This window comes from Chelatococcus caeni, assembly GCF_014196925.1.
Lineage (GTDB): Bacteria > Pseudomonadota > Alphaproteobacteria > Rhizobiales > Beijerinckiaceae > Chelatococcus_A > Chelatococcus_A caeni.
On the sequence record NZ_JACIEN010000003.1, the window covers coordinates 464,192 to 484,085 of the forward strand.

The 19,894-nt window shown below is 68.7% G+C and carries 20 protein-coding genes; 9 read left to right on the forward strand and 11 right to left on the reverse strand.

All coding sequences use genetic code 11. The annotated features are described in order from the left end of the window. Positions 1-205: 205 nt before the first annotated feature. The 3 genes from GGR16_RS15075 to GGR16_RS15085 form a co-directional block, all read right to left on the reverse strand. Positions 206-1,288, reverse strand: a complete 1,083-nt coding sequence (locus GGR16_RS15075) for an ABC transporter substrate-binding protein (RefSeq protein ID WP_246373086.1) — start codon at positions 1,286-1,288, stop codon at positions 206-208. A gap of 130 nt (positions 1,289-1,418) precedes the next feature. Beyond that, entirely contained in the window at positions 1,419-1,931 is a 513-nt protein-coding gene (locus tag GGR16_RS15080; RefSeq protein WP_026014809.1) for a DUF992 domain-containing protein, read from the reverse strand. A gap of 152 nt (positions 1,932-2,083) precedes the next feature. Continuing rightward, positions 2,084-3,286: a pyridoxal phosphate-dependent aminotransferase gene (locus tag GGR16_RS15085; RefSeq protein ID WP_019400393.1), complete on the reverse strand. Its 1,203-nt coding sequence runs from the start codon at positions 3,284-3,286 to the stop codon at positions 2,084-2,086. A 302-nt stretch (positions 3,287-3,588) separates the two neighbouring features. Between GGR16_RS15085 and GGR16_RS15090 the strand changes: the two genes are divergently transcribed. Then, complete coding sequence (locus GGR16_RS15090; RefSeq protein ID WP_019400392.1) at positions 3,589-3,807, forward strand: hypothetical protein; 219 nt, start codon at positions 3,589-3,591, stop codon at positions 3,805-3,807. 143 nt (positions 3,808-3,950) lie between these two features. After that, positions 3,951-5,105: a PQQ-dependent sugar dehydrogenase gene (locus GGR16_RS15095; protein WP_183317104.1), complete on the forward strand. Its 1,155-nt coding sequence runs from the start codon at positions 3,951-3,953 to the stop codon at positions 5,103-5,105. On the opposite strand, the gene GGR16_RS15100 is transcribed toward GGR16_RS15095, so the two are convergent. The 3 genes from GGR16_RS15100 to GGR16_RS15110 all read right to left on the reverse strand — a co-directional run bounded on the left by GGR16_RS15100 (position 5,106) and on the right by GGR16_RS15110 (position 6,862). Next, a complete protein-coding gene (locus tag GGR16_RS15100) occupies positions 5,106-5,468 on the reverse strand; it encodes a DMT family protein (RefSeq protein ID WP_019400390.1) in 363 nt (120 codons plus the stop codon). Positions 5,469-5,542: 74 nt separating this feature from the next. Beyond that, entirely contained in the window at positions 5,543-6,406 is an 864-nt protein-coding gene (locus tag GGR16_RS15105; RefSeq protein WP_019400389.1) for a hypothetical protein, read from the reverse strand. 180 nt (positions 6,407-6,586) lie between these two features. Then, positions 6,587-6,862, reverse strand: a complete 276-nt coding sequence (locus tag GGR16_RS15110; RefSeq protein ID WP_019400388.1) for a SemiSWEET family sugar transporter — start codon at positions 6,860-6,862, stop codon at positions 6,587-6,589. A gap of 191 nt (positions 6,863-7,053) precedes the next feature. Here GGR16_RS15110 and GGR16_RS15115 point away from each other — a divergent pair, with 191 nt between their 5' ends. After that, positions 7,054-7,488, forward strand: coding sequence for a Dabb family protein (locus GGR16_RS15115; RefSeq protein ID WP_246373087.1), 435 nt, complete (start codon positions 7,054-7,056; stop codon positions 7,486-7,488). Between the two features lie 4 nt (positions 7,489-7,492). Here GGR16_RS15115 and GGR16_RS15120 read toward each other — a convergent pair whose 3' ends face one another. After that, on the reverse strand, positions 7,493-8,191 hold the full coding sequence (locus tag GGR16_RS15120; RefSeq protein ID WP_183317105.1) for a class I SAM-dependent methyltransferase: 699 nt from the start codon (positions 8,189-8,191) through the stop codon (positions 7,493-7,495). 258 nt (positions 8,192-8,449) lie between these two features. On the opposite strand from GGR16_RS15120, the gene uvrB reads away from it, so the two are divergent. The 3 genes from uvrB to GGR16_RS15135 all read left to right on the forward strand — a co-directional run bounded on the left by uvrB (position 8,450) and on the right by GGR16_RS15135 (position 13,131). Further along, a complete protein-coding gene (gene uvrB, locus GGR16_RS15125; RefSeq protein WP_019400385.1) occupies positions 8,450-11,041 on the forward strand; it encodes an excinuclease ABC subunit UvrB in 2,592 nt (863 codons plus the stop codon). 107 nt (positions 11,042-11,148) lie between these two features. Further along, positions 11,149-12,429 (forward strand): adenylate/guanylate cyclase domain-containing protein, encoded by a 1,281-nt coding sequence (locus GGR16_RS15130; protein ID WP_183317106.1) that lies wholly within the window; start codon positions 11,149-11,151, stop codon positions 12,427-12,429. A gap of 141 nt (positions 12,430-12,570) precedes the next feature. Next, positions 12,571-13,131 (forward strand): NADPH-dependent FMN reductase, encoded by a 561-nt coding sequence (locus GGR16_RS15135; RefSeq protein WP_026014807.1) that lies wholly within the window; start codon positions 12,571-12,573, stop codon positions 13,129-13,131. Between the two features lies 1 nt (position 13,132). Here the strand turns inward: GGR16_RS15135 and chrA are convergent, their stop codons facing one another. Together chrA and GGR16_RS15145 are read right to left on the reverse strand one after the other, a co-directional pair. Further along, on the reverse strand, positions 13,133-14,539 hold the full coding sequence (gene chrA, locus GGR16_RS15140; protein ID WP_183317107.1) for a chromate efflux transporter: 1,407 nt from the start codon (positions 14,537-14,539) through the stop codon (positions 13,133-13,135). Continuing rightward, a complete protein-coding gene (locus GGR16_RS15145; protein ID WP_183317108.1) occupies positions 14,536-15,360 on the reverse strand; it encodes a chromate resistance protein ChrB domain-containing protein in 825 nt (274 codons plus the stop codon). The genes chrA and GGR16_RS15145 overlap by 4 nt, the downstream gene beginning before the upstream one ends. A gap of 265 nt (positions 15,361-15,625) precedes the next feature. On the opposite strand from GGR16_RS15145, the gene GGR16_RS15150 reads away from it, so the two are divergent. Then, a complete protein-coding gene (locus tag GGR16_RS15150) occupies positions 15,626-15,901 on the forward strand; it encodes a hypothetical protein (protein WP_019400380.1) in 276 nt (91 codons plus the stop codon). Positions 15,902-16,062: 161 nt separating this feature from the next. Continuing rightward, a complete protein-coding gene (locus tag GGR16_RS15155) occupies positions 16,063-16,332 on the forward strand; it encodes a hypothetical protein (protein WP_019400379.1) in 270 nt (89 codons plus the stop codon). A gap of 3 nt (positions 16,333-16,335) precedes the next feature. On the opposite strand, the gene GGR16_RS15160 is transcribed toward GGR16_RS15155, so the two are convergent. Together GGR16_RS15160 and GGR16_RS15165 are read right to left on the reverse strand one after the other, a co-directional pair. Next, positions 16,336-17,571 carry a lytic murein transglycosylase gene (locus GGR16_RS15160; protein ID WP_019400378.1) on the reverse strand — a complete coding sequence of 412 codons (1,236 nt, stop codon included), beginning with the start codon at positions 17,569-17,571 and terminating at the stop codon, positions 16,336-16,338. Positions 17,572-17,654: 83 nt separating this feature from the next. Continuing rightward, on the reverse strand, positions 17,655-18,638 hold the full coding sequence (locus tag GGR16_RS15165; RefSeq protein ID WP_183317109.1) for a Tim44 domain-containing protein: 984 nt from the start codon (positions 18,636-18,638) through the stop codon (positions 17,655-17,657). A gap of 378 nt (positions 18,639-19,016) precedes the next feature. Here GGR16_RS15165 and GGR16_RS15170 point away from each other — a divergent pair, with 378 nt between their 5' ends. After that, positions 19,017-19,175, forward strand: a complete 159-nt coding sequence (locus tag GGR16_RS15170; RefSeq protein WP_019400376.1) for a hypothetical protein — start codon at positions 19,017-19,019, stop codon at positions 19,173-19,175. Positions 19,176-19,894: the final 719 nt, after the last annotated feature.

Below are 19,894 nucleotides of genomic sequence, written 5' to 3' on the forward strand. Positions count from 1 at the left end.
ACGGGCGGCGCTCGACATTTCTCCCACGTCCTGGCCGGGCTCGTCCGCGCAAGTCGGACAAGCCCGATTTGCGCCATCTTGACGAGACGCAACGCGCAAGCGCGTTGCTATTGCCATCCATGCCTTTCGGTCTTGCTCGAGTGTCGCGGCGTGGATGCCCGCGACAAGAGCGGGCATGACGGTTGTGAGGTGGGAGCGGCCGCTTTCAGTTGGCGTTGATGTGCCCGTCGATGAAGCTGAGGTCGAGGATCGCCTTGGCGTCCACCGACGCATCGACGAGGCCCTCGTCCTTCAGCCATTGCACCTGGGTCAGGATGTCGGCGACGTCGAGCCGGGCCTTCTCGTCGACGAAGAAGGCCGCGCCCTTCACCTTGGCTGCTGCCTGGGCCGGCTCCTCCGACGGGTAGACGTGCTTGGCGACGAGCGCGGCCGTGGCGTCGCTGTCGGGCGCATGGGCGATGTTGCCCGAGGCATCCTTGGCGAGGAACGCCTTGGCGTAGTCCTCGGCGCCCTTCTGGTAGGCGCGCACGAATTTCTCGACCGTGGCGCGCTTATCCGTGGTCATCTTGGTGCTCGTGAACAGTCCGCCGAACTGGTACTCGGTGACGTCGGAGACGCGCCCGATGAGCTTGGCCTCGCCCGAGGCGGCGAGCGGCTTGGCAAGATGCGGCGCGATGATGATGGCGTCGACCTGCCCGCTCTTGATGCTCGCCACCATGTTGGGCAGCGACTGCAGCGGCTTGAGTTCGACGCTCTTGAGCGCGAAGCCGTTGGCGGCGGCGATCTGCCCCATCTGGTAGTGGAAGGACGAGCCCACCTGCGTGATGCCGACCGACTTGCCGGAGAGCTTGTCGAGGCTCGTCAGGCCCTTCTCGTAGGCGGCGTTGGAGGCGAGCACGAGGTTGCCCTCGTAGCCCTTCTTCTCACGCGCCTGGGCGGCGATGACCTTGAGCGCGCCCTTGCCAGCGAGATTGTAGAAGCCGGCCGTGAAGGCCGTGACGCCGAACTCGGTGTCGCCGGAGACGACGGCGAGCGCGATGGGCTGCGCGGCCTCGAAGAACTTCAGCTCGACATCGAGCCCCTCGTCCTTGAAATAGCCCTTCTCCACGGCGAGGAAGAGCCCGCCCGAGGAGACGAAGCGCAGCACGCCGACCGTCACCTTCTCCTGCGCCGCGGCCGGCAGCACGGATCCTGCAAGGCCCGCGACGACGAAAGCCGCCACCGCGGCCTTGCGCCCGATCGATGCCAGACGCCAGCGCGCCGACGGCCGAGAAGCAACCCCTGTCATTGAGCATCCCCCGTTTGATGCGCCTTCGGCGCTGATGCGTTGGGCACACCAATACGGGGCCGGCCGGCTGCCGTAAACAAGGAAAACCCCGGCTCGTGCCGGGGTTTGCTCCGGTTGTGGACGCGGGTCCTCAGCGGGCGAGTTCGAGCCGCATGTCGGCGACGCCGAGCGCGAGGTTGAGGCCGGTCTGGCCCTGCACGGAGAGCGGCTGGAGGCTGACGGCACGGTTGGAGCCGCCGACGAGGACATTGGCGCCGACACCTGCGCCCACCGTCGCCTCACCACTCGCGCCGGCATATTCGCCCTGCAGGGCGCCGCGGCCGAGCCGGCTCGTCGAGGCCGCGACAGCCCAGACAAGCACGCCGCCCGTCGTTGCGCCGATGTCGAGCCCGAACTTGCGGATCGTGCCGACATACTGCTCCGTGCGGCCGCGGTTGTCCGTGAAGCGGCAGTTCAGAGCGCGCTGGGAGGTGATGATGAAACCGACCCCGCCGGAGACGTTGCAGGCGAGGCGGCCCACCTCGGTTTTGGGCGATGCTCGTACGGGGCTCGATTGTGCGAAGGCATGATGCGCGCCGATGCCCCCTATGCCGACGATCGCGATGGCGGCCAGGGTTGTGGCCGCTGTGGGTCGCTTGCTCACGGCTTGGCTCCCATTGTCTGAGGACAGGATGGGACAACAACGCGCGGCCCGACCGACGGTTCCCTCACCTGCCGCACGTGTGGAGCCGATCACCGGCCGGAACGACAACGGGGCCCGAAGGCCCCGTCGCATTCCAGCAGGACGAGCCGCGTTCAGCGCAGGCTGGCGCAGAAGCGCTGGACGCGATGGCAGGCCTCCTCGAGCTTCTCGTTCGAGGTGGCGTAGCTGATCCTGAGGTTCGGGCCGAGGCCGAAGGACGAGCCGTGCACGGCCGCGACGCCCTCCGTCGCCAGCAGCTCGAGCACGAAGTCCTCGTCCGTCTCGATCTTCTTGCCCGAGGGCGCGGTCCGGCCGATGAGCTCGGCGCAGGAGGGATAGACGTAGAACGCGCCCTCCGGCGTCGGGCAGGAGAGGCCCTTGGCCTGGTTGAGCATGGACACGACGAGGTCGCGACGCTCCTCGAAAGCCTTGCGGAAGCGCGGCAGGTGGTCCTGCGGGCCGGCGAGCGCCTCGACCGCCGCCCATTGCGCGATCGAGCAGGCGCCCGAGGTCTGCTGGCCCTGCACGAGGTCCATGGCCTTGATGAGCTGCTCCGGACCGGCCGCGTAGCCGATGCGCCAGCCGGTCATGGCATAGGCCTTGGAGACGCCGTTCATGGTCAGCGTGCGCTCGTAGAGCGCCGGCTCCACCTGCGCCGGGGTGACGAAGGTGAAGTCGCCGTAGACGAGGTGCTCGTACATGTCGTCGGTCAGCACCCACACGTGCGGATGGCGGACGAGCACGTCCGTCAGCGCCTTCATCTCGGCGAAGCTGTAGGCCGCGCCGGAGGGGTTCGACGGCGAGTTGAGGATGACCCACTTCGTCTTCTTCGTGATGGCGCGCTCCAGCGCCTCCGGCCGGAGCTTGAAGTTGTCCTCGAGCTTGGCCTCGGCGAAGACGGGCGTGCCGCCGTTGAGCGCCACCATCTCCGGATAGCTCACCCAGTAGGGCGCCGGGATGACGACCTCGTCGCCGGGGTTCAGCGTGGCGAGCAGGGCGTTGTAGATGACCTGCTTGCCGCCGGTGCCGACGATGGTCTGCGAGGGCTTGTAGTCGAGCCCGTTCTCGCGCTTGAACTTGGCGGCGATGGCCTCGCGCAGCTGCGGGATGCCCGAGACGGGCGTGTACTTCGTCTCGCCGCGCTCGATGGCCGCGATGGCCGCCCGCTTGATGTTCTCGGGCGTGTCGAAATCCGGCTCGCCGACGGACAGCGAGATCACGTCCCGCCCCTCGGCTTTGAGATCCCTCGCCTTCTGCGTGAGCGTGATGGTCGCGGACGGCTTGATGCGGGACAAAGCGTCGGCGAGGAAGGCCATGGAACGTCTCCGGATTGAACTGGTGTCGAGCCCGCGCGCACGGGCGCCGTTCGTGTAGTGCCGCCGGCCGCCGAGAGCAAGCCAAACGTGCTCATGGCATCGATGAATTGGCCGAATGGGTCGGCGCCGGAGAAGCGGCCGGCGGGAACAAATGCGGCCGGGGCGGCATTGGACAATCACGCCGCCCGGCTCCCGCGGGGAAGACTGAATTGCTGAACCCGTGTGCGCCAACGCACCGCGGCCCCGTGTATACGGCAGCAAAATCTCACTCGTCCACAAGTCGTGGACATGGAGTAAGAGCCATGAACGTCAACGATCCGATCCGCCTCTCGGACATCCGCCGGCCCCGCGCCGTGGCGGCTTCCGTCACGCGCGTCGAAGCGGAACGCCAGTTCAAGTTCTCCCTCGCGCTTCTCGTCATCCTGACGCTCGGCACCGCGGCCGTGGCCATCGGCACCGGCATCGGCACGGGCCAGACCGTCGCCCGCGAGCCGGCCGTCATCGTGCATCCCGTTTCCTGACGGCAATCACCCTGATCGATGGACCGCTGCGGGCGCCGCCTCGCAGCAACGTGACCTTGCAGCCATTGACCGTCCGTGACCGCTTCTTAGCCTGACGGGCAGCCTTTCCGGCCCGACGGGCCTGCGCGATCACGGAGACGACCATGTCCATCGGCTTGTGCGGCCGGCTCTCGGCGGCAGCCGCGCTGATCCTCCTGCCTGCCTTCGACGCGGCGGCTCAGAATGCCGAGCCTCTGCGCGCGAAGACTCGCCAGGGCGAAATCGTGGTCGAGACGGTCGCGTCGGGCCTCGCCCATCCCTGGGGCCTCGCCTTCCTGCCCGACGGCGCCATGCTCGTCACCGAGCGGCCCGGCAACATCCGCCGGATCTCCGCCGACGGGACGGTCTCGAACCCGCTTGCCGGCACGCCCGACGTCGCCGCCCGGGGCCAGGGCGGCCTCCTCGATATCGCGCTCGATCCCGGCTTCGCCAGCAACCGCACGCTCTACCTCACCTATGCCGAGCCACGCCGGGGCGGCGGCGCGGGCACGGCCGTCGCGCGCGCCCGGCTGAACAACGACGCCAGCGCGCTCGGCGACGTCACGGTCATCTTCCGGCAGGAGCCATCCTATTCCGGCGCCAACCACTACGGCTCGCGCCTCGCCTTCGCGCCGGACGGCACGCTCTTCGTCACGCTCGGCGAGCGCTTCAACCTGCGCGACAAGGCCCAGGATCTCACGACCCATCTCGGCAAGGTGGTGCGGATCGGGACCGACGGCTCCGTGCCCGGGGACAATCCCTTCGTCGGCCGGCAGGATGCGCGACCGGAGATCTGGTCCTACGGCCACCGCAATGCGCAGAGCGCCGCGATCAATCCCGATACCGGCGAATTGTGGACCATCGAGCACGGCGCCCGCGGCGGCGACGAGATCAACATCACCCGCAAGGGCCGCAACTACGGCTGGCCGGTGATCAGCTACGGCGTCGACTATTCCGGCGCCAAGATCGGCGAGGGCACGGCGAAAGAAGGCATGGAGCAGCCGCTCTACTACTGGGATCCGTCGATCGCGCCGTCGGGCATGGCCTTCTACACCGGCGACGCCTTCCCGCAATGGCGCGGCAGCCTGTTCACCGGCGCGCTCGTCGGCCGCGTGCTCGTGCGCATCGAGCGCAACGGGGACCGCATCCTGGGCGAGGAGCGGATGCTGCGCGACCTCGGCGAACGCATCCGCGACGTGCGGCAGGGGCCGGACGGCTTCCTCTACCTCCTGACGGATTCCTCCGATGGCCGGGTGCTCAGGCTGCGCCCGGCGGGCTGATCAGCCGAGCGGCCCGCGGAAGATGAAGAAGGCCCCGGCGGCGATGAGCGCGAAGCCGACGAGGTGGTTCAGCGTCAGCGCTTCCTTGAGATAGACCACCGAGAACAGCGCGAAGACGACGAGGGTGATCACCTCCTGCATCGTCTTGAGCTCGGCCGCCGAATAGACCTCGTGGCCGATGCGGTTGGCCGGCACGGCGAACCAGTATTCGATGAAGGCGATGGCCCAGCTCGCCGAGACCGCGATCCACAGGGGCGAGGTCTTGAACTTCAGGTGCCCGTACCAGGCGAAGGTCATGAACACGTTGGAGAGGACGAGGAGCGCGACCGGCGCGACGTGGGGAGTTGAGACGGCAGGCAGCATGAACGGGACCGAGGTGGTTGGAGCGCGCCCTCATGCTCCATCCGCGCCCTCCAGGCAAGGATATTCGATAGGCCTCAGCCGCCGGGCCGGAAGATGAGGTTGAGCCGCGTCCCCGCCGACAGCCCGGCCGCGTCCGCGCCGACCGGCAGCGCATAGCCGACGGACGATTCCAGATAGAGCTTGAGCCGGTCGTCGGCCGACTTGAGCACGTCCACCTTGGCCTTGACCTGCGGCCTCAAGGTGGTCTGCCAGCGCTCGGCCCCGTGGCTGGTGTAGACCGTGTTGACGGCGAGCTCCGGCATCACGGACCAGGCGCCCTCCCCGCCGCGGAAACGCCGCCCGAGCGCCACATCGAGCGTCTGCGAGTATGGCGCGTGGCCGACCGGCAGGCCGCCGCCGAAGCCCGCCGACCACACCCAGCCCTCGTCCGCCGGCATCTGCCGGGCGACGCGCCAGGCAAGGCGCGTATCGACGGGTTGCCAGGTGCCCTCACCGCTCTTGAATTCGGTGGCGAACGACACACCCTGCCCGGTCCTCAGCCGCAGGCCGAAGGCCTTCTCCTGCCGCACGGCCAACGGGCCGCTGAGGCCCGCGTCGGTCTCCTTGATGCCTCTCGCCACCGGCGCCAGCGTCAGGATCGGCGCGATGGCGCGCCGGTTGCCGCGCCTCAGCAACTGCGCGGCGATCGCGGACATCTCGGCCCAGATCGGCTCCTGCGGGCTGTCGGTCCACATCTCGGCATTGAAGGAGAACGACTGGTCGAATGCCTGCCATTCCTCGAGCGGCATGGCCTGGCCCTCGGGCGGGGGCCGCACCGGAGGCAGCGGCGCGGTGGCAGGCATCGCCTCGGATGCGGAGGCGGGCGCGCTGGCGGCGGCAACGACGACGGCAGCGGCCGAAAGCAGGCGCAGCCGGCGCCGCGCGCATGCCGAACGCATGCGCGCAAAGCGACCTTGTCCGCAGCTTCGGGTTCGCCGTGTCATATCCGGTCATCTCGTTGGCAGCACGTCGCCAGCCCCGTCCGGGGACCGGCGGTCTCGCCTGTCGGGCGGAGCGGAACGGTCCCGAACCGTTACGCGTCGTGATGAACGAAATCTTAACGCCTGCGGGGCGCGCCGTCACCCGTAACGCAGCTTCATCGTCAGGATGACGCCGAGCAGGACGAGGGTGACGGCATTGGAGCCGATCAGCGGCCAGCTGCCGATGAACAGGCCGTAGACGAGCCACAGCACGACGCCGCAGGTCAGCGCCACCTGCGTCGTCAGCGAGATCGCCCGCGTCTCGCGCGTGCGGATGACGCGGGCCGCCTGCGGGATCCAGCACAGCGTCGTGAGCACGGCGGCAACGGCGCCGACGGCTTCGATCGAGAAAACGGAAAGGAGACCGTCGGCCATCGCTGCGGCGCTTTCGGAGAGACTGTTCTGATACTGCCAGCCCGATCTTCGGCATGCCCGTGCAGCCCCGTCCAGTCAACGGCGCGCCACGCATGACGGGACGCCGATTTCGCATAGCCGTGCGCCGTCGGCGCGAAGTCGCGAGGCCGCCGCCGCGGCTAAGGTCGCCCAAACAGATCGAGGCCGCGCTGATGACGACACAACCGATCTCCAGACGTTCGCTGACACGCGCGCTGATGCTGCCGGCGATCGGCGCGGCGGCAGCTGGCGCCTTTGCCATGCCTGCAGCGGCCACGGCGGGCGGACCGCGGGTGCGGCACGTCGTCCTCGTCAGGTTCGCGACCGGGACGGAACAGGGCGAGATCGAGGCCGTCTTCGACGCGCTCGCCAACCTCCGGGCGGTCGTCCCTGGCATGCTCGGCTTCGAGGGCGGGCACGACGCCAGCCCGGAAGGGCTGGCGCGCGGCTACACGCACGGCTTCGTGGTCGATTTCGCCGACGCCGCGGCGCGCGACGCCTATCTCGCCCATCCCGATCACAAGGTCGCGGGTGCCGCCCTGGTCGCCCTGTGCGAAGGCGGCATCGACGGCATCCTCGTGCTCGACTTCGAGCTGTCGGACGGTTGAGCCGTCACACGCGCAGGTCGCGCCGCCGCACGACGAAGATGCTGGTGCCGGTGAAGTCACGCCAGTGATGCTCGGGAATATTGGCCTCGCGCAGCACCTCGGGCGGAAAATCCCTTGTCAGGTCATAGTCCGGGGCCATGTCGAAGATCATGCCGAGGGTCTCGGCGATGAACCTGCGGCCGAAATGGCGGTAGTGGCGGAAGGCCCCGAAGCGCGCGGCCTTCTCCTCGTCGCTCGCATCGACGATGGCATCGGTGAAATCGTCCCCGACGATCGGTACGCTGAACAGCATCGCGCCGTTCTCGCTCAACGACTGGGCGAGACGGATGAGCACGACCGAATAATTGCACTCGATATGCTCGAGCACATGGTTGTGCACGATGAGATCGTAGCGGCTGCGCGGCAGGGTGAACACGTCGCGGCACAGGTCGAACGGCTCGACGTCGAGGCCGAGATGGGCATAGCGCGGCGGGTCGATGTCGACGGCGCGGTAGTTCTCTCCGGCGATGCCGCGCAGGAGCTGCGACAGCCCTTGCTCGGGCGCGAAATGCAGCACGTGCGCGCCCGGCTGCGGCCGCACCTGTGCCGTGATCTTCAGAGCCGCGACCCGTGTGCGCTCCAGCGAGCGGCAGGTGGTGCAGCGCGCCAACGGGCGCTTCGGCATGTCCTCGAAGGCGGTGCCGCCGCAGATGTTGCAACGCATCGATCATCAATCTCCCTGCCCCACGGCCGCGCCTTTGTGCACCGGTCCTGTCGCAGGGGCAACGGGAAGGCCGGCAGCGGGCGGATCGCACATCGCCTTCTTCAGGAGCAGCTTCGTTTTCCGGGCACATGCAGCGAAGCGGAATGCGGCCCGGGAACCAGCGCCGGCAACGCGCCGAAGGCTCCCTACGAGTCGCCTGGCTCCGCCCGCCGCACGACCCCCTTCCGTCACGCGCAGACTCGTACCATATTCGTTCTCATGGCCCGCAAGTCGTCTTCCCCCCGCTCCAAGGCCGCAAAGCCGGAGCTGAAACCGCTCGACCCGTTTCTCGCGGATCTGCTCAACCCGGCCCTCAACAAGGGCACCGCCGGGCCGGGCGGAGCCGCCGGCTTCGGCGAGGCGCCCCAGGCACGCTTCGTTCCCGAGGCCGGCGACGCGCCGTCGCGGCGCGCCGGCAAGCGGACGGATAGGCCAGCGGATGCCGAGGCTGCGCCGGGCGGTGTCTCGGCGACGGTCGCGGCGCTGTCGGCCCTGCTCGAAAGCGGCAATCCGCTCTTCAAGGACGGCAAGCTGTGGACGCCGCATCGCCCGCCCCGGCCGGAGAAGTCCGAAGGCGGCATCAGCTTCCGCATGAAGTCGGACTTCGAGCCCGCCGGCGACCAGCCGCAGGCGATCAAGGAACTGGTGGGCGGCGTCGAGGCCGCCGAGCGCGACCAGGTGCTGCTCGGCGTCACCGGCTCGGGCAAGACCTTCACCATGGCCAAGGTCATCGAGGAGACGCAGCGCCCGGCGCTCATCCTCGCCCACAACAAGACCCTGGCGGCCCAGCTCTACGGCGAGTTCAAGTCCTTCTTCCCGGACAACGCCGTCGAGTACTTCGTCTCCTACTACGACTATTACCAGCCGGAGGCCTACGTCCCGCGCTCGGACACCTATATCGAGAAGGAGTCCTCGATCAACGAGCAGATCGACCGCATGCGCCACTCGGCGACGCGCGCGTTGCTGGAGCGCGACGACGTCATCATCGTCGCCTCGGTCTCGTGCATCTACGGTATCGGCTCGGTCGAGACCTACACCGCCATGACCTTCTCGGTGAAGGTGGGCGAGACCATCGAGCAGCGCCAGCTCATCGCCGACCTCGTTGCCCTGCACTACAAGCGCACGCAGCTCGACTTCGCGCGCGGCACCTTCCGCGTGCGCGGCGACGTCATCGAGCTCTTCCCGGCCCACTACGAGGACCGGGCCTGGCGCATCAGCCTCTTCGGCGACGAGGTGGAATCGATCGTCGAGTTCGATCCGCTCACCGGCGAGAAGACGGCCGACCTCTCCTTCGTCAAGGTCTACGCCAATTCGCACTACGTGACGCCGCGCCCGACGCTCATCCAGTCCATCAAGGGCATCAAGGAAGAGCTGAAATGGCGCCTTGAGGAGCTCAACCGCATGGGCCGCCTGCTCGAGGCCCAGCGGCTCGAGCAGCGCACCACCTTCGACCTCGAGATGATGGAGGCGACCGGCTCCTGCGCCGGCATCGAGAATTATTCGCGCTATCTCACCGGCCGCAAGCCGGGCGAGCCGCCGCCGACGCTGTTCGAATACCTGCCCGACAACGCCCTCATCTTCGTCGACGAGAGCCACGTCACCGTGCCGCAGATCGGCGCCATGTACCGCGGCGACTTCCGCCGCAAGGCGACGCTCGCCGAATACGGCTTCCGCCTGCCCTCGTGCATGGACAACCGGCCGCTGCGCTTCGAGGAATGGGACGCCATGCGGCCGCAGTCGGTCTACGTCTCGGCGACGCCGGCCAACTGGGAGATGGAGCGTACCGGCGGCGTCTTCGTCGAGCAGGTCATCCGCCCGACCGGCCTCGTCGATCCGCCGGTCGAGATCCGCCCGGCGCGCAGCCAGGTGGACGACCTCCTCGGCGAGGTGAAGGCGGTGGCCGCCCAGGGCTACCGCGCCCTCGTCACGGTGCTGACCAAGCGCATGGCCGAGGATCTGACGGAATACCTGCACGAGCACGGCGTGCGCGTGCGCTACATGCATTCCGACATCGACACGCTGGAGCGCATCGAGATCATCCGCGACCTGCGCCTCGGCACCTTCGACGTGCTCGTCGGCATCAACCTGCTGCGCGAGGGCCTCGACATTCCCGAATGCGCCCTCGTCGCCATCCTCGATGCCGACAAGGAAGGCTTTCTGCGCTCGGAGACCTCGCTCATCCAGACCATCGGCCGCGCCGCGCGCAACGTCGACGGCCGCGTCATCTGCTATGCCGATGCCATGACCGGCAGCCTGGAGCGGGCCATGGCCGAGACCAGCCGGCGCCGCGAGAAGCAGCTCGCCTACAACGCCGAGCACGGCATCACGCCCCAGTCGGTGAAGAAGAACATCGCCGACATCCTCGACTCGGTCTACGAGCGCGATCACGTGCGCGTCGATACCGGCCTCGCCGAGAAGGGGGCCGTCGGCCACAACCTCAAGGCCGTCATGGCCGACCTCGAGAAACGCATGCGCGAGGCCGCCGCCAACCTCGAGTTCGAGGAGGCGGCCCGCCTGCGCGACGAGTTGAAGCGCCTGCAGGCGACCGAGCTCGCCATCGCCAACGATCCACTGGCGCGGCAGGAGGAGGTGGCCGACAAGGCCGGCAGCTACGCCGGCCAGCGCAAGTATGGCGCCAAGGCCAACCTGCCGCCGCCGGAGAGCGGGTCCCGCGCCCGCAAGCCGACGCTCGACGAGATGGGCCCCGGCCGCGAGACCCTGCCCCGCGCGGCGGGCCCCGCCCCGCACCTCGACGACGACTGGGCCGGCTCGACCAAGGTCAAGAAGGGCGGGCGCCGCCGCAAGGGCTGACGGGCGCCGGGCCAATTCCGCGCGGGCGCCCCAAGAGCGCCCCAGCCCCGGGACGAGATGGTGTATAAATGTCTCCTGCCGGTCGAGACCAGCACAGGAGAACAGCCATGGCCATCTCCGCCCAGCCCGGCGAGGAGGCACGCCTTGCTGCCCTTGCCCGCTACGCGGTCCTCGACACGCCGCCCGAGTTTCCCTTCGACGCCCTGACCGAGCTTGCGGCCCAGATCTGCGACTGCCCTGCCGCCCTCATTGGCCTCATCGACGAGCGGCGCGAATTCCTGAAGGCGAAATACGGCCTGCCGCCGGAGCTGACGGAATGCCCGCGCGACATCACCATCTGCTCGCAGACGCTGTCCCGCAACGACCTGCTCTACATCCCCGATACGATGGCGGACGAGCGCTGCCGCAACCTCGGCACCGTCGCCGGCGAACCGCATGTGCGCTTCTATTGCGGCATGCCCCTGATCAATTCGGAAGGCTACGCCCTCGGCACCCTCTGCGTCATCGACTTCACGGCCCACGAGATCAGCGCCGGCCAGCAGGAGGCCATCCGCCAGCTCGCCCGCCAGGCCGTGGCGCAGCTGGAGCTGCGCCGGCAGCTCATCGAGCGCAACGAGATGCTGCGCGCGCTCGAGGAGGCGCGCACAGCGCTGATCGCGGAAAAGGACAAGGCGGACAGCCTGCTGCTCGACATCCTGCCGGCGGCGATTGCCGAGGAACTGAAGCGCGATCACCGCGTCGAGCCCCGCTATTACGAATCCGCATCGGTCATCTTCACAGACTTCGAGAACTTCACGCATCTGACGGAGCAGACCGAGCCTGCCGGTCTCATCGGTGAGCTCGACCGTGTCTTCAGCTGCTTCGACGAGATCGCCGCCCGCAATCGTGTCGAGAAGCTCAAGACCATCGGCGATGCCTACCTGTGCGTCGGCGGGGTGCCTGTCGCCAACCGCTCTCACCCGATCGATGCCTGCCTCGCCGCCTTGCAGATTCGGGCAGCGACGGCCCGGGCCAATCGCGCACGCGCCAAGCTGCACATGCGCCCCTGGCCGCTGCGCATCGGCATTCACACGGGGCCCCTCATCGCCGGCGTCGTCGGCCGGCACAAGTTCACCTTCGACATCTGGGGCGATACCGTAAATCTCGCCGAGCGCATGGAAGCAGCCTGCCCGCCGGACGAGATCAACATCTCCGACCGCACCTGCCTCTATGTCGCCGCCCTGTTCGAGACGGAGCCGCGCGGTTCCGTCGCGGTGAAGAACAAGGGCCCGCTGCCGATGCACTACCTGCGGCGGATCCGGCCGGAGTTCTCCGCCGACGAGGCAGGCACGCTGCCCAACGACCTGTTCTGGCTCGCTGCCCATGCCGCCAATCATCGCGCGGCCTGAGACGGACACGAACCGGTGAAGTAGCGCCCAGGCCACCCGGCTCCCCCCGCCCCTGCCTTGCCCGAGTCACAGGGCGGGCTTAATCCTGTCCGCAGCCGTCTTCACGGTCGAACCCCACCGATTCTCGCCATGGGAGACCTCATGCTGCGTCTCAACGTCATCATTGCCAGCACCCGCCCCGGCCGCGTCGGCCCGTCCGTCGCCAAGTGGTTTCATGAGCTCGCCGTCAAGCAGGGCACGTTCGACACCCACCTCGTCGATCTCGCCGACTTCCACCTGCCCATCTACGACGAGCCGCACCATCCGCGCCTGGGCAAGTACGAGCACGAGCACACGAAGCGCTGGAGCGAGAGCGTCAAAGCCGCCGATGCCTTCGTCTTCGTCACGCCGGAGTACAACTACGGCCCGACGCCCGCGCTCCTCAACGCGCTCAACTACGTCTACAACGAATGGGGCTACAAGCCCTGCGCCTTCGCCAGCTACGGCGGCGTCTCCGGCGGCCTCAGGGCGGTGCAGATGACGAAGCAGACCTTGTCCGCCATGCGCCTCGTACCCATCGTCGAGGCCGTCACGGTCCCGATGGTCGCCCAGCACGTCAAGGACGGCGTTTTCCAGCCCAACGAACTGCACATCAAGAGCGCCGAGGCGCTCCTCGTCGAGCTGAAGCGCTGGGCCGAGGCGCTGAAGCCGCTGCGCGGCTGAGCTACGCCCCGAGGCCGGCGAGCTGCAGGGCGACGCCGGCGGCGGCGCTGAGGCCGAGCACCGTCATCATGCCCCACCGCAGGCGGAAGACGGCGAGGACGGCGAGGACCGACAGGGCCGCCGCGACCGGCCGGATGCTCTCGAGCTCCGGCACCGCGAGCTTCATGCCGAAGCCCTCGAACGTGCCGACCTCGCCGAAGACGACGTGCAAGGCGAACCATACGGCGAGGTTGAGAATGACGCCCACCACGGCGGCCGTGATCGCGGACAGCGCCGCCGCGAGCCCGCGGTTGTCGCGCAGCCGCTCCACATAGGGCGCGCCGAGGAAGATCCACAGGAAGCACGGCGTGAAGGTGACCCAGGTCGTCAACAGCCCGCCGAGGATGCCCGCCGTGAGCGGCGAGAGGGTGCCGGGATCGCGGAAGGCCCCCATGAAGCCCACGAACTGGGTGACCATGATCAGCGGCCCCGGCGTCGTCTCGGCCATGCCGAGCCCGTCCAGCATCTCGCCGGGCGCAAGCCAGCCGTAGGTGCCGACCGCCTCCTGCGCCACATAGGCGAGCACCGCATAGGCCCCGCCGAAGGTCACCACGGCCATCTGGCTGAAGAAGACCGCGATATCGGCAAAGACGTTGCCCGTCCCGAAGGCAGCGAGAAGCGCTGCGGTGGGGGCGAGCCACAGCACGAGCAGCACGGCCGCGACCGTCAGCGCCCGCGTGCCGCCGGGCCGGGCATGGGCGGGAATGGTCTCGCCGAGCACCGTCCGCGCGTCGTCCACGCCCGCCTTGGCGGCCGGGCCGTGCCCGCCGCCGGAGAAGGCCGCCAGCCGCCTCAGGCCGCCGATGTAGCCGATGAGGCCGGCCGCGGCGATGATGAGCGGGAACGGCACGGCGAAGACGAAGATGGCGATGAAGGACGCCGCGGCCAGCGACACCATCGTGGCGTTGCGCAGGGCCCGCCGGCCGATGCGCAGCACCGCCTCGAAGACGATGGCGAGCACCGCCGCCTTGAGGCCGAAGAACAACCCCTGCACGAAGCCCACGTTGCCGTAGAGCGCGTAGATCACGCTCAGCGCCATGATGGCGACGAGCCCCGGCAGTACGAAGAGCACGCCGGCGACGATGCCGCCGGCGGTGCGGTGCATCAGCCAGCCGATGTAGACGGCGAGCTGCTGCGCCTCCGGCCCCGGCAGCAGCATGCAGAAGTTGAGCGCGTGCAGAAAGCGCTTCTCGCCGAGCCAGCGCTTCTCCTCGACGAGGATGCGGTGCATGACGGCGATCTGCCCCGCCGGGCCACCGAAGCTGAGCGCCGCGATTCGCGCCCAGGTGCGCACGCCTTCCGAGAAGCTTGGAAAGCGGCCGGCGGGCGCCGCGTCCTCGTCCCGCGCGGTCCGCAATGTCTCGGTCATGACGTGCCCTTCATCTTGTTCGTCGGCCAGTTGTGCGTCTCGTCCGTTGCGTCGCGGCACCAGCGGTAGAGCGCGTCATAGAGAACGAGGCCCGCCTCGAGCTGTTCGTTGTCGTCCGCATACATGCGCGACAGGCCGAGGGAAACCGCCAACAGCCCCGCCGCCTCCGGCGCGAGGTCGAGGCGGGCCGTGTCGGCGCCGCGCACGATGGCGGCCAGATGTGACAGCGGCCCGACGGTGAGGCCGAATTCCTCGACCATGACGTCGAAGGTGCACAAGGGCCCGCGGTGGCTCCAGAACACCTCCTCCACGTCGAAGGGCGTGGCGCCGAAACGGTCGGCGACGGCGAGCACCTCGGAGGGCGGGACGAAAAGGAAGACGGCGGCGGGATCGACGAAGCGGCGGACGAGCCAGGGGCAGGCGATTCGGTCGATCTTCGGCCGCGAGCGCGTCACCCACAGCGTGCGGCCCTGCGCGTCCGGCGCCGGCAGCTTCTCGACTGGCACCATCGGCAGGCCCGCCGTGCTCCAGGCCTGCGTGCCCCCCTCCAGCACCTCGGCGGCGATGCCGGCCTGGCGCAGCCAGGCTGCCGCGCCGTGGCTGAGCTTCAGCCCCTTCTGGCAGATGACGACGACCTGGCGGCCGATGAACTCCTGCGCCCATCGGGCCGCCTCCGTTCCCGGCCGGCGTATCGCCCCCGGCACGAGGCGCGGTTCGGCGGCGAAATCCTCGTCGGTGCGCACGTCGACGAGAACCGGGCACTTCGGCGTGCCGATGAGACGGAAGAGCTTGTCCGGAGAAATGGCATTGAACGACGGCATGACAGCGTCCCTTCTCAATCAAGAGGAGCGGAACGCGATGCTTCGGCCTGTCGCCTCGTGAGGGGATCGCAGAACCCCCATGCGCAGATGAGGCGACAAGATCCGCGGCTTGTCAATGTCGCCGGCGCATGCCGTCACATCTGCGTGAGGAGACGGCCGGAATGCCGCGACGATGGCACGCACGGCATGGTTGCCGGATGACGCCGTTGAGAACGCAACCCATCTTCCCGCGGGGGGACGGAACAGCGCCCCCAGGGAGATCCCGATGCCGCTGCGAAACCTGCTCGCCGCTTCCGCGCTCGTCCTGATCACGGCCGTTCCCGCCTTCGCCCAGCAGAGCCCCGTTCCTTCCCGTAGCCTCACCTGCGCCGAGCTGCAGGCGCTGGTGCAGCGTCAGGGCCGCGTCGTGATCTCGACCGCGCCCTACATGTTCGGCACCTACGCCAATAATTGCGCGCCCCGCGACATCCCGAGCCCCGCCTACGTGCCGGCGCGCGACAATCCCCAATGCCTGATCGGCTACAGCTGCCTCAGCAAATAGCGTCGCGGGCTCCCCCGCATCCACCTGCAGCTTCAGAAGCATTCGACCGGCGCAGCCCGCCATGCGGGGCGGGCATGGCTTGCGCTCGTGACGTCGCAGCCGCGACACCCCATGTGAGGCGGGGCACCGAGGCACCTGAGAAACGCCAAGGAGACGGCGCAATGAACTTGCGTAACGTATTGATTGCTTCGGTCCTTCTCGCGGGCGCCGCGACGCCCGCCCTTGCCCAGCAGACCCCGGTCCCCGCCCAGGCGCACAGCTGCGCCGAGCTGCAGGAGATGGTGCAGCGGCAGGGACGCGTCATGATCTCACGCGGCCCCCACCTGTTCAGCACCTACGTCAACAACTGCTCCGCGCGCGACTTCCCCGTGCCGGAATATCTGGCGACCCGAGACACCGCCCAGTGCTTCGTCGGCTACAGCTGCCGCTGACCGTCAGCCGCCGCCGAGGCGGGCGATAAGCTCGGCGGTGGGGAAGGAATCGGCCGGTAGTCCAAACTCCATCTGGGCCTTCTTCACCGCCGCGCGCGTCGCCGCACCGAGCTTGCCGTCGATCGGCCCCGGATCGTAGCCGCGCTGCGCCAGCAGGCGCTGCAGCCGCGCGATCTCCTTGGCGCCGAGCATGGCCACCTCGCCGTTGCCGCGCGCGACCGCCGGCGCGCCGGCGAGCCGCGCCGCGAAATAGGCCGCCGTCGTCGCGTAGACGAAGGACTGGTTCCAGCGCAGGAAGACGCGGAAATTGTCATAGGCGAGAAAGGCCGGGCCGTTGCGGCCCATGGGCAGCAGCAGCGAGGCGTTGCCCGGCGGCAGGGCGCCCGCCCGCGGCGTCACGCCCCAGCTCGCCCATTGCGAGGCCGAATGGCGGATCTCGAGATCCGCCTCATGCCAGGGCAGGCTCGCCGGCACCCGCACCTCGACGAGCCACGGTTCGCCGCGCCGCCAGCCGAGGCTGCTCATGAAATTGGCGGCCGAGGCGAGCGCGTCCGGGGTCGAGCGCAGCAGGTCCACGCGCCCGTCGCCATCCGCATCGACGCCGTACTTGTAGTAGAAGGACGGCATGAACTGCATCTGGCCGAGCTCGCCGGCCCAGGCGCCGCGCATCTCCGACGGCCGGAGATCGCCCCGCGCCACGATGCGCAGCGCATCCATCAGTTCGCCGCGGAAGAGTTCGGGCCGCCGACAGTCATAGGCGAGCGTCGCCAGCGCCTTCAGCGTCGGATCCTTGCCCGTGTTGGCGCCGAAATCGGTCTCCAGCCCCCAGAAGGCGACGATCGGCTCCGCCGGCACGCCGTACTGGCGCTCGATGGCGGAGAACAGGCCGGCCTGCTGGCGGATGCGGTTGGCGCCCGTCTTCAGGCGGTAATCGGCCACCATGCGCCCGGCGAACTGCAGGAAGCTCTGCTGGAAGACGCCCTGGCCCCGATCGCGCGAGATGATCGCCCGGTCGTAGGAGACATCGTCGAGGCCGGCCGCCACCACCTCGGCCGGAATGCCCTGGGCCACCGCCTGCTGGCGGAATGCGGCGAGCCAGGCGGAAAAGCCGCTGCCGTCCCGCCCGCAGCTCTGCGCCTGCGCTGGCGCGGCACCGGCCAGCGCGAGGCCAAACACCGAAACGGCGGCGATGGCCGCCGCCTGCACCTGTCGCGAGACACCCCGGAATGCCTGTGGCATCGCTCCCCTCCTTCTCGGCGGAAGCGATGCTACGGCCTCACGCGGCTGGCGCCAAGGCGCCGCTCAGCCCACGGCGGGGCGGATCATGCCTGCTGAATGGCGGACAGCAGCCACGGACCGCCGCGGCTGCGCCGGAAGGTCCACAGCTCCGTCGCCTCCACGGGCTCGCTCGTGCTGCCCTCGACGACGGCGCCGCTCGTGCGGTCCGCCTTGTAGTCGATCAGCGAGAAGCGCATGGCGACGGTCGCGTAGTCCTCCGCCCCCTCGCGCCAGGCTTCCGCGAGGTCCCCCTGCAGGAGCTTGGGATCGGCGAGGCGGTTGACGACGCCCTCCTTGGCATTGTCCGCCAGGTCCTCGGCGAGGAAGGAGACCATTTCCGGCGTGGTCAGGCGCCGGAGCGCCGCCAGGTCCTCGTCCGAAAAGGCCTTCTGGACATCCTGCAGGGCCTGCTCGAAGGCGTCGAAGTCCTCCGCACCGAGGGCGAGCGAGCCGTCCCCCGCACCGGCGGCCATGCTGCCGCCGGTCATGCCGCCCGCCTGCCCACCGCCAAGGCCGGCGAGGCCGGGCAGCGACGAGCGTGCGGCACCGTTCGCGGGACCGGCGCCTGCGCCTGCGAAGGCCGGCTGCTGGCGGCGGCGGAAGAATGACAGGGCAAGCCAGACGAGGCCGCCGATGAGCGCGATCTGCAGCAGCATGCCGAGGATCGAGCCGAGACCGCCGAGGCCGCCGAAGAAGCCCGCACCGAAGAGCGCGCCGAGAAGACCCGCGCCCACGAGGCCGGCGAAGAACCCCGCGCCGAAACGCCGCTGTGGCGCGGCCTGGGCGGCGCCGGGGCGCTGCGCGGCGACGCCGGGCGTCGTCTGGCCGGGCTGGGTCATCGACCGCTCGATGGGCTGGGTCGGGCGCGGCGCCGTGTTGGTCGGCGGCGGGGCGCTGAAGGTGCGTACGCCACGGCTGCCGAAGCTGCCTCCCCGCCCCGCCCTGGCCTCGACCAGCTCGGCCGTCGCAAAAACGGCCGCCACTGCAATGGCGGCAACGCGGGCAAAACGCGCGAAAGAAGAAAGCATCGTCAGCATGGCCTCCCGTTCATGATGGTGCCTGCAATATAGGCATGGCCCGCCGGGGCCAACAGGTCCGGCGGTATTATTTCGGCGCGCGGGAGCAGTGGACATCTTGACCCGGGGGCGGGTCGGCGCGACGCTCGACGCCGGGCTGCAAGGCGAGAGAACGCCATGGCTCTGTGCTCCGTCGGCAAGCCGGGACAGGCATCCGGCATGGGAGGCCCATCAAGGGCGGGCCTGTGCCGCCTCGCTCGCCTCTTTGCCTGCAGCCTGATCCTCGGCTGTACCGCGCTTCCGGTGCCCACCGCCGGGGCGCAGGTCATGTCGAGACCGCCCGCGCACCGTGCCGCCGGCCATTCGGCCGCCCCTGGAGCGGCGGCCCCCATGACCATCCCCTGCACCTGCCGGGCCAAGGGGCGCGACTACGAACTCGGCGAGGTCGTCTGCCTGCCCACCAGCGCCGGCCCGCGCCTTGCCACCTGCGGCATGGAGCTGAACAACACCTCCTGGCACGTGACGAGCGAGCCCTGTCCCGACAGCTGAAACGGCCGAACAGCCGAAATGGCAGGGACCGCGTCTCGCTGGCGGCGACCGGATCGTGAACCGGAAAGGGACGCCGTCGGGAGACGGCGACCGGATCGCCCATTGAAAGGGTCGCCGTCGGGAGACGGCGACCCTTGGGCTTGGTTGGGGCTTGATTGCACGCACCGCCCGAAAGGGAACGGTCACGAGGCTTTTCGAAGAAGGAAGATCCCTCGCACCTGGATCTCCGTTCTCGATGGCTTGTTTTGAACGCTATGCAACGGGAACACTATCGACAAAGGCGGCGAAGCCGCCGGTCAGAAAGCCCCGATGATGATGGCGCCGACAAACAGGAAGGCGGCACTCATCGCCACGATGTTCAAACGTGACAGCAGCGTCAGGCCCATAGGTGACCTCCATGGGTTTGACCTAGGGGACGGAATCTAGCAGCAACGGGCGGCCTTGCGAAGCGCCAAATGTTGTGCAACGCGGCATGGCCTCCGTACAACATCCTTTATCGTTCGTTAAATGGTTCATTCCCTTTCGCTTTTCGCCAGCTACAGGCTGGGGATTACGATACCCGGCGGAGGCACTCCATCAGCTCGATTCCAGTACTTCTGAAAAGCACTTCGAGCAGAGGCAGCAATATTGCTTCGCAAACCCGTCATACGAAACGTTGCCCATTTCCGCCAAGGTTCTGTCAACGTTGAAGAAACGTTAGGACAATCCCTGCATCCTCC

Coding starts and splice junctions, on each gene's coding strand:
- GGR16_RS15090 (WP_019400392.1), top strand. CDS start 3,589: ATGAACGTCAACGATCCGATCCGCCTCTCGGACATCCGCCGGCCCCGC.
- GGR16_RS15115 (WP_246373087.1), top strand. CDS start 7,054: ATGACGACACAACCGATCTCCAGACGTTCGCTGACACGCGCGCTGATG.
- chrA (WP_183317107.1), bottom strand. CDS start 14,539: ATGACCGAGACATTGCGGACCGCGCGGGACGAGGACGCGGCGCCCGCC.
- GGR16_RS15170 (WP_019400376.1), top strand. CDS start 19,017: ATGACCATCCCCTGCACCTGCCGGGCCAAGGGGCGCGACTACGAACTC.
- GGR16_RS15150 (WP_019400380.1), top strand. CDS start 15,626: ATGCCGCTGCGAAACCTGCTCGCCGCTTCCGCGCTCGTCCTGATCACG.
- GGR16_RS15130 (WP_183317106.1), top strand. CDS start 11,149: ATGGCCATCTCCGCCCAGCCCGGCGAGGAGGCACGCCTTGCTGCCCTT.
- GGR16_RS15120 (WP_183317105.1), bottom strand. CDS start 8,191: ATGCGTTGCAACATCTGCGGCGGCACCGCCTTCGAGGACATGCCGAAG.
- GGR16_RS15165 (WP_183317109.1), bottom strand. CDS start 18,638: ATGCTTTCTTCTTTCGCGCGTTTTGCCCGCGTTGCCGCCATTGCAGTG.
- GGR16_RS15095 (WP_183317104.1), top strand. CDS start 3,951: ATGTCCATCGGCTTGTGCGGCCGGCTCTCGGCGGCAGCCGCGCTGATC.
- GGR16_RS15145 (WP_183317108.1), bottom strand. CDS start 15,360: ATGCCGTCGTTCAATGCCATTTCTCCGGACAAGCTCTTCCGTCTCATC.
- uvrB (WP_019400385.1), top strand. CDS start 8,450: ATGGCCCGCAAGTCGTCTTCCCCCCGCTCCAAGGCCGCAAAGCCGGAG.
- GGR16_RS15100 (WP_019400390.1), bottom strand. CDS start 5,468: ATGCTGCCTGCCGTCTCAACTCCCCACGTCGCGCCGGTCGCGCTCCTC.
- GGR16_RS15135 (WP_026014807.1), top strand. CDS start 12,571: ATGCTGCGTCTCAACGTCATCATTGCCAGCACCCGCCCCGGCCGCGTC.
- GGR16_RS15075 (WP_246373086.1), bottom strand. CDS start 1,288: ATGACAGGGGTTGCTTCTCGGCCGTCGGCGCGCTGGCGTCTGGCATCG.
- GGR16_RS15160 (WP_019400378.1), bottom strand. CDS start 17,571: ATGCCACAGGCATTCCGGGGTGTCTCGCGACAGGTGCAGGCGGCGGCC.
- GGR16_RS15110 (WP_019400388.1), bottom strand. CDS start 6,862: ATGGCCGACGGTCTCCTTTCCGTTTTCTCGATCGAAGCCGTCGGCGCC.
- GGR16_RS15085 (WP_019400393.1), bottom strand. CDS start 3,286: ATGGCCTTCCTCGCCGACGCTTTGTCCCGCATCAAGCCGTCCGCGACC.
- GGR16_RS15105 (WP_019400389.1), bottom strand. CDS start 6,406: ATGCGTTCGGCATGCGCGCGGCGCCGGCTGCGCCTGCTTTCGGCCGCT.
- GGR16_RS15155 (WP_019400379.1), top strand. CDS start 16,063: ATGAACTTGCGTAACGTATTGATTGCTTCGGTCCTTCTCGCGGGCGCC.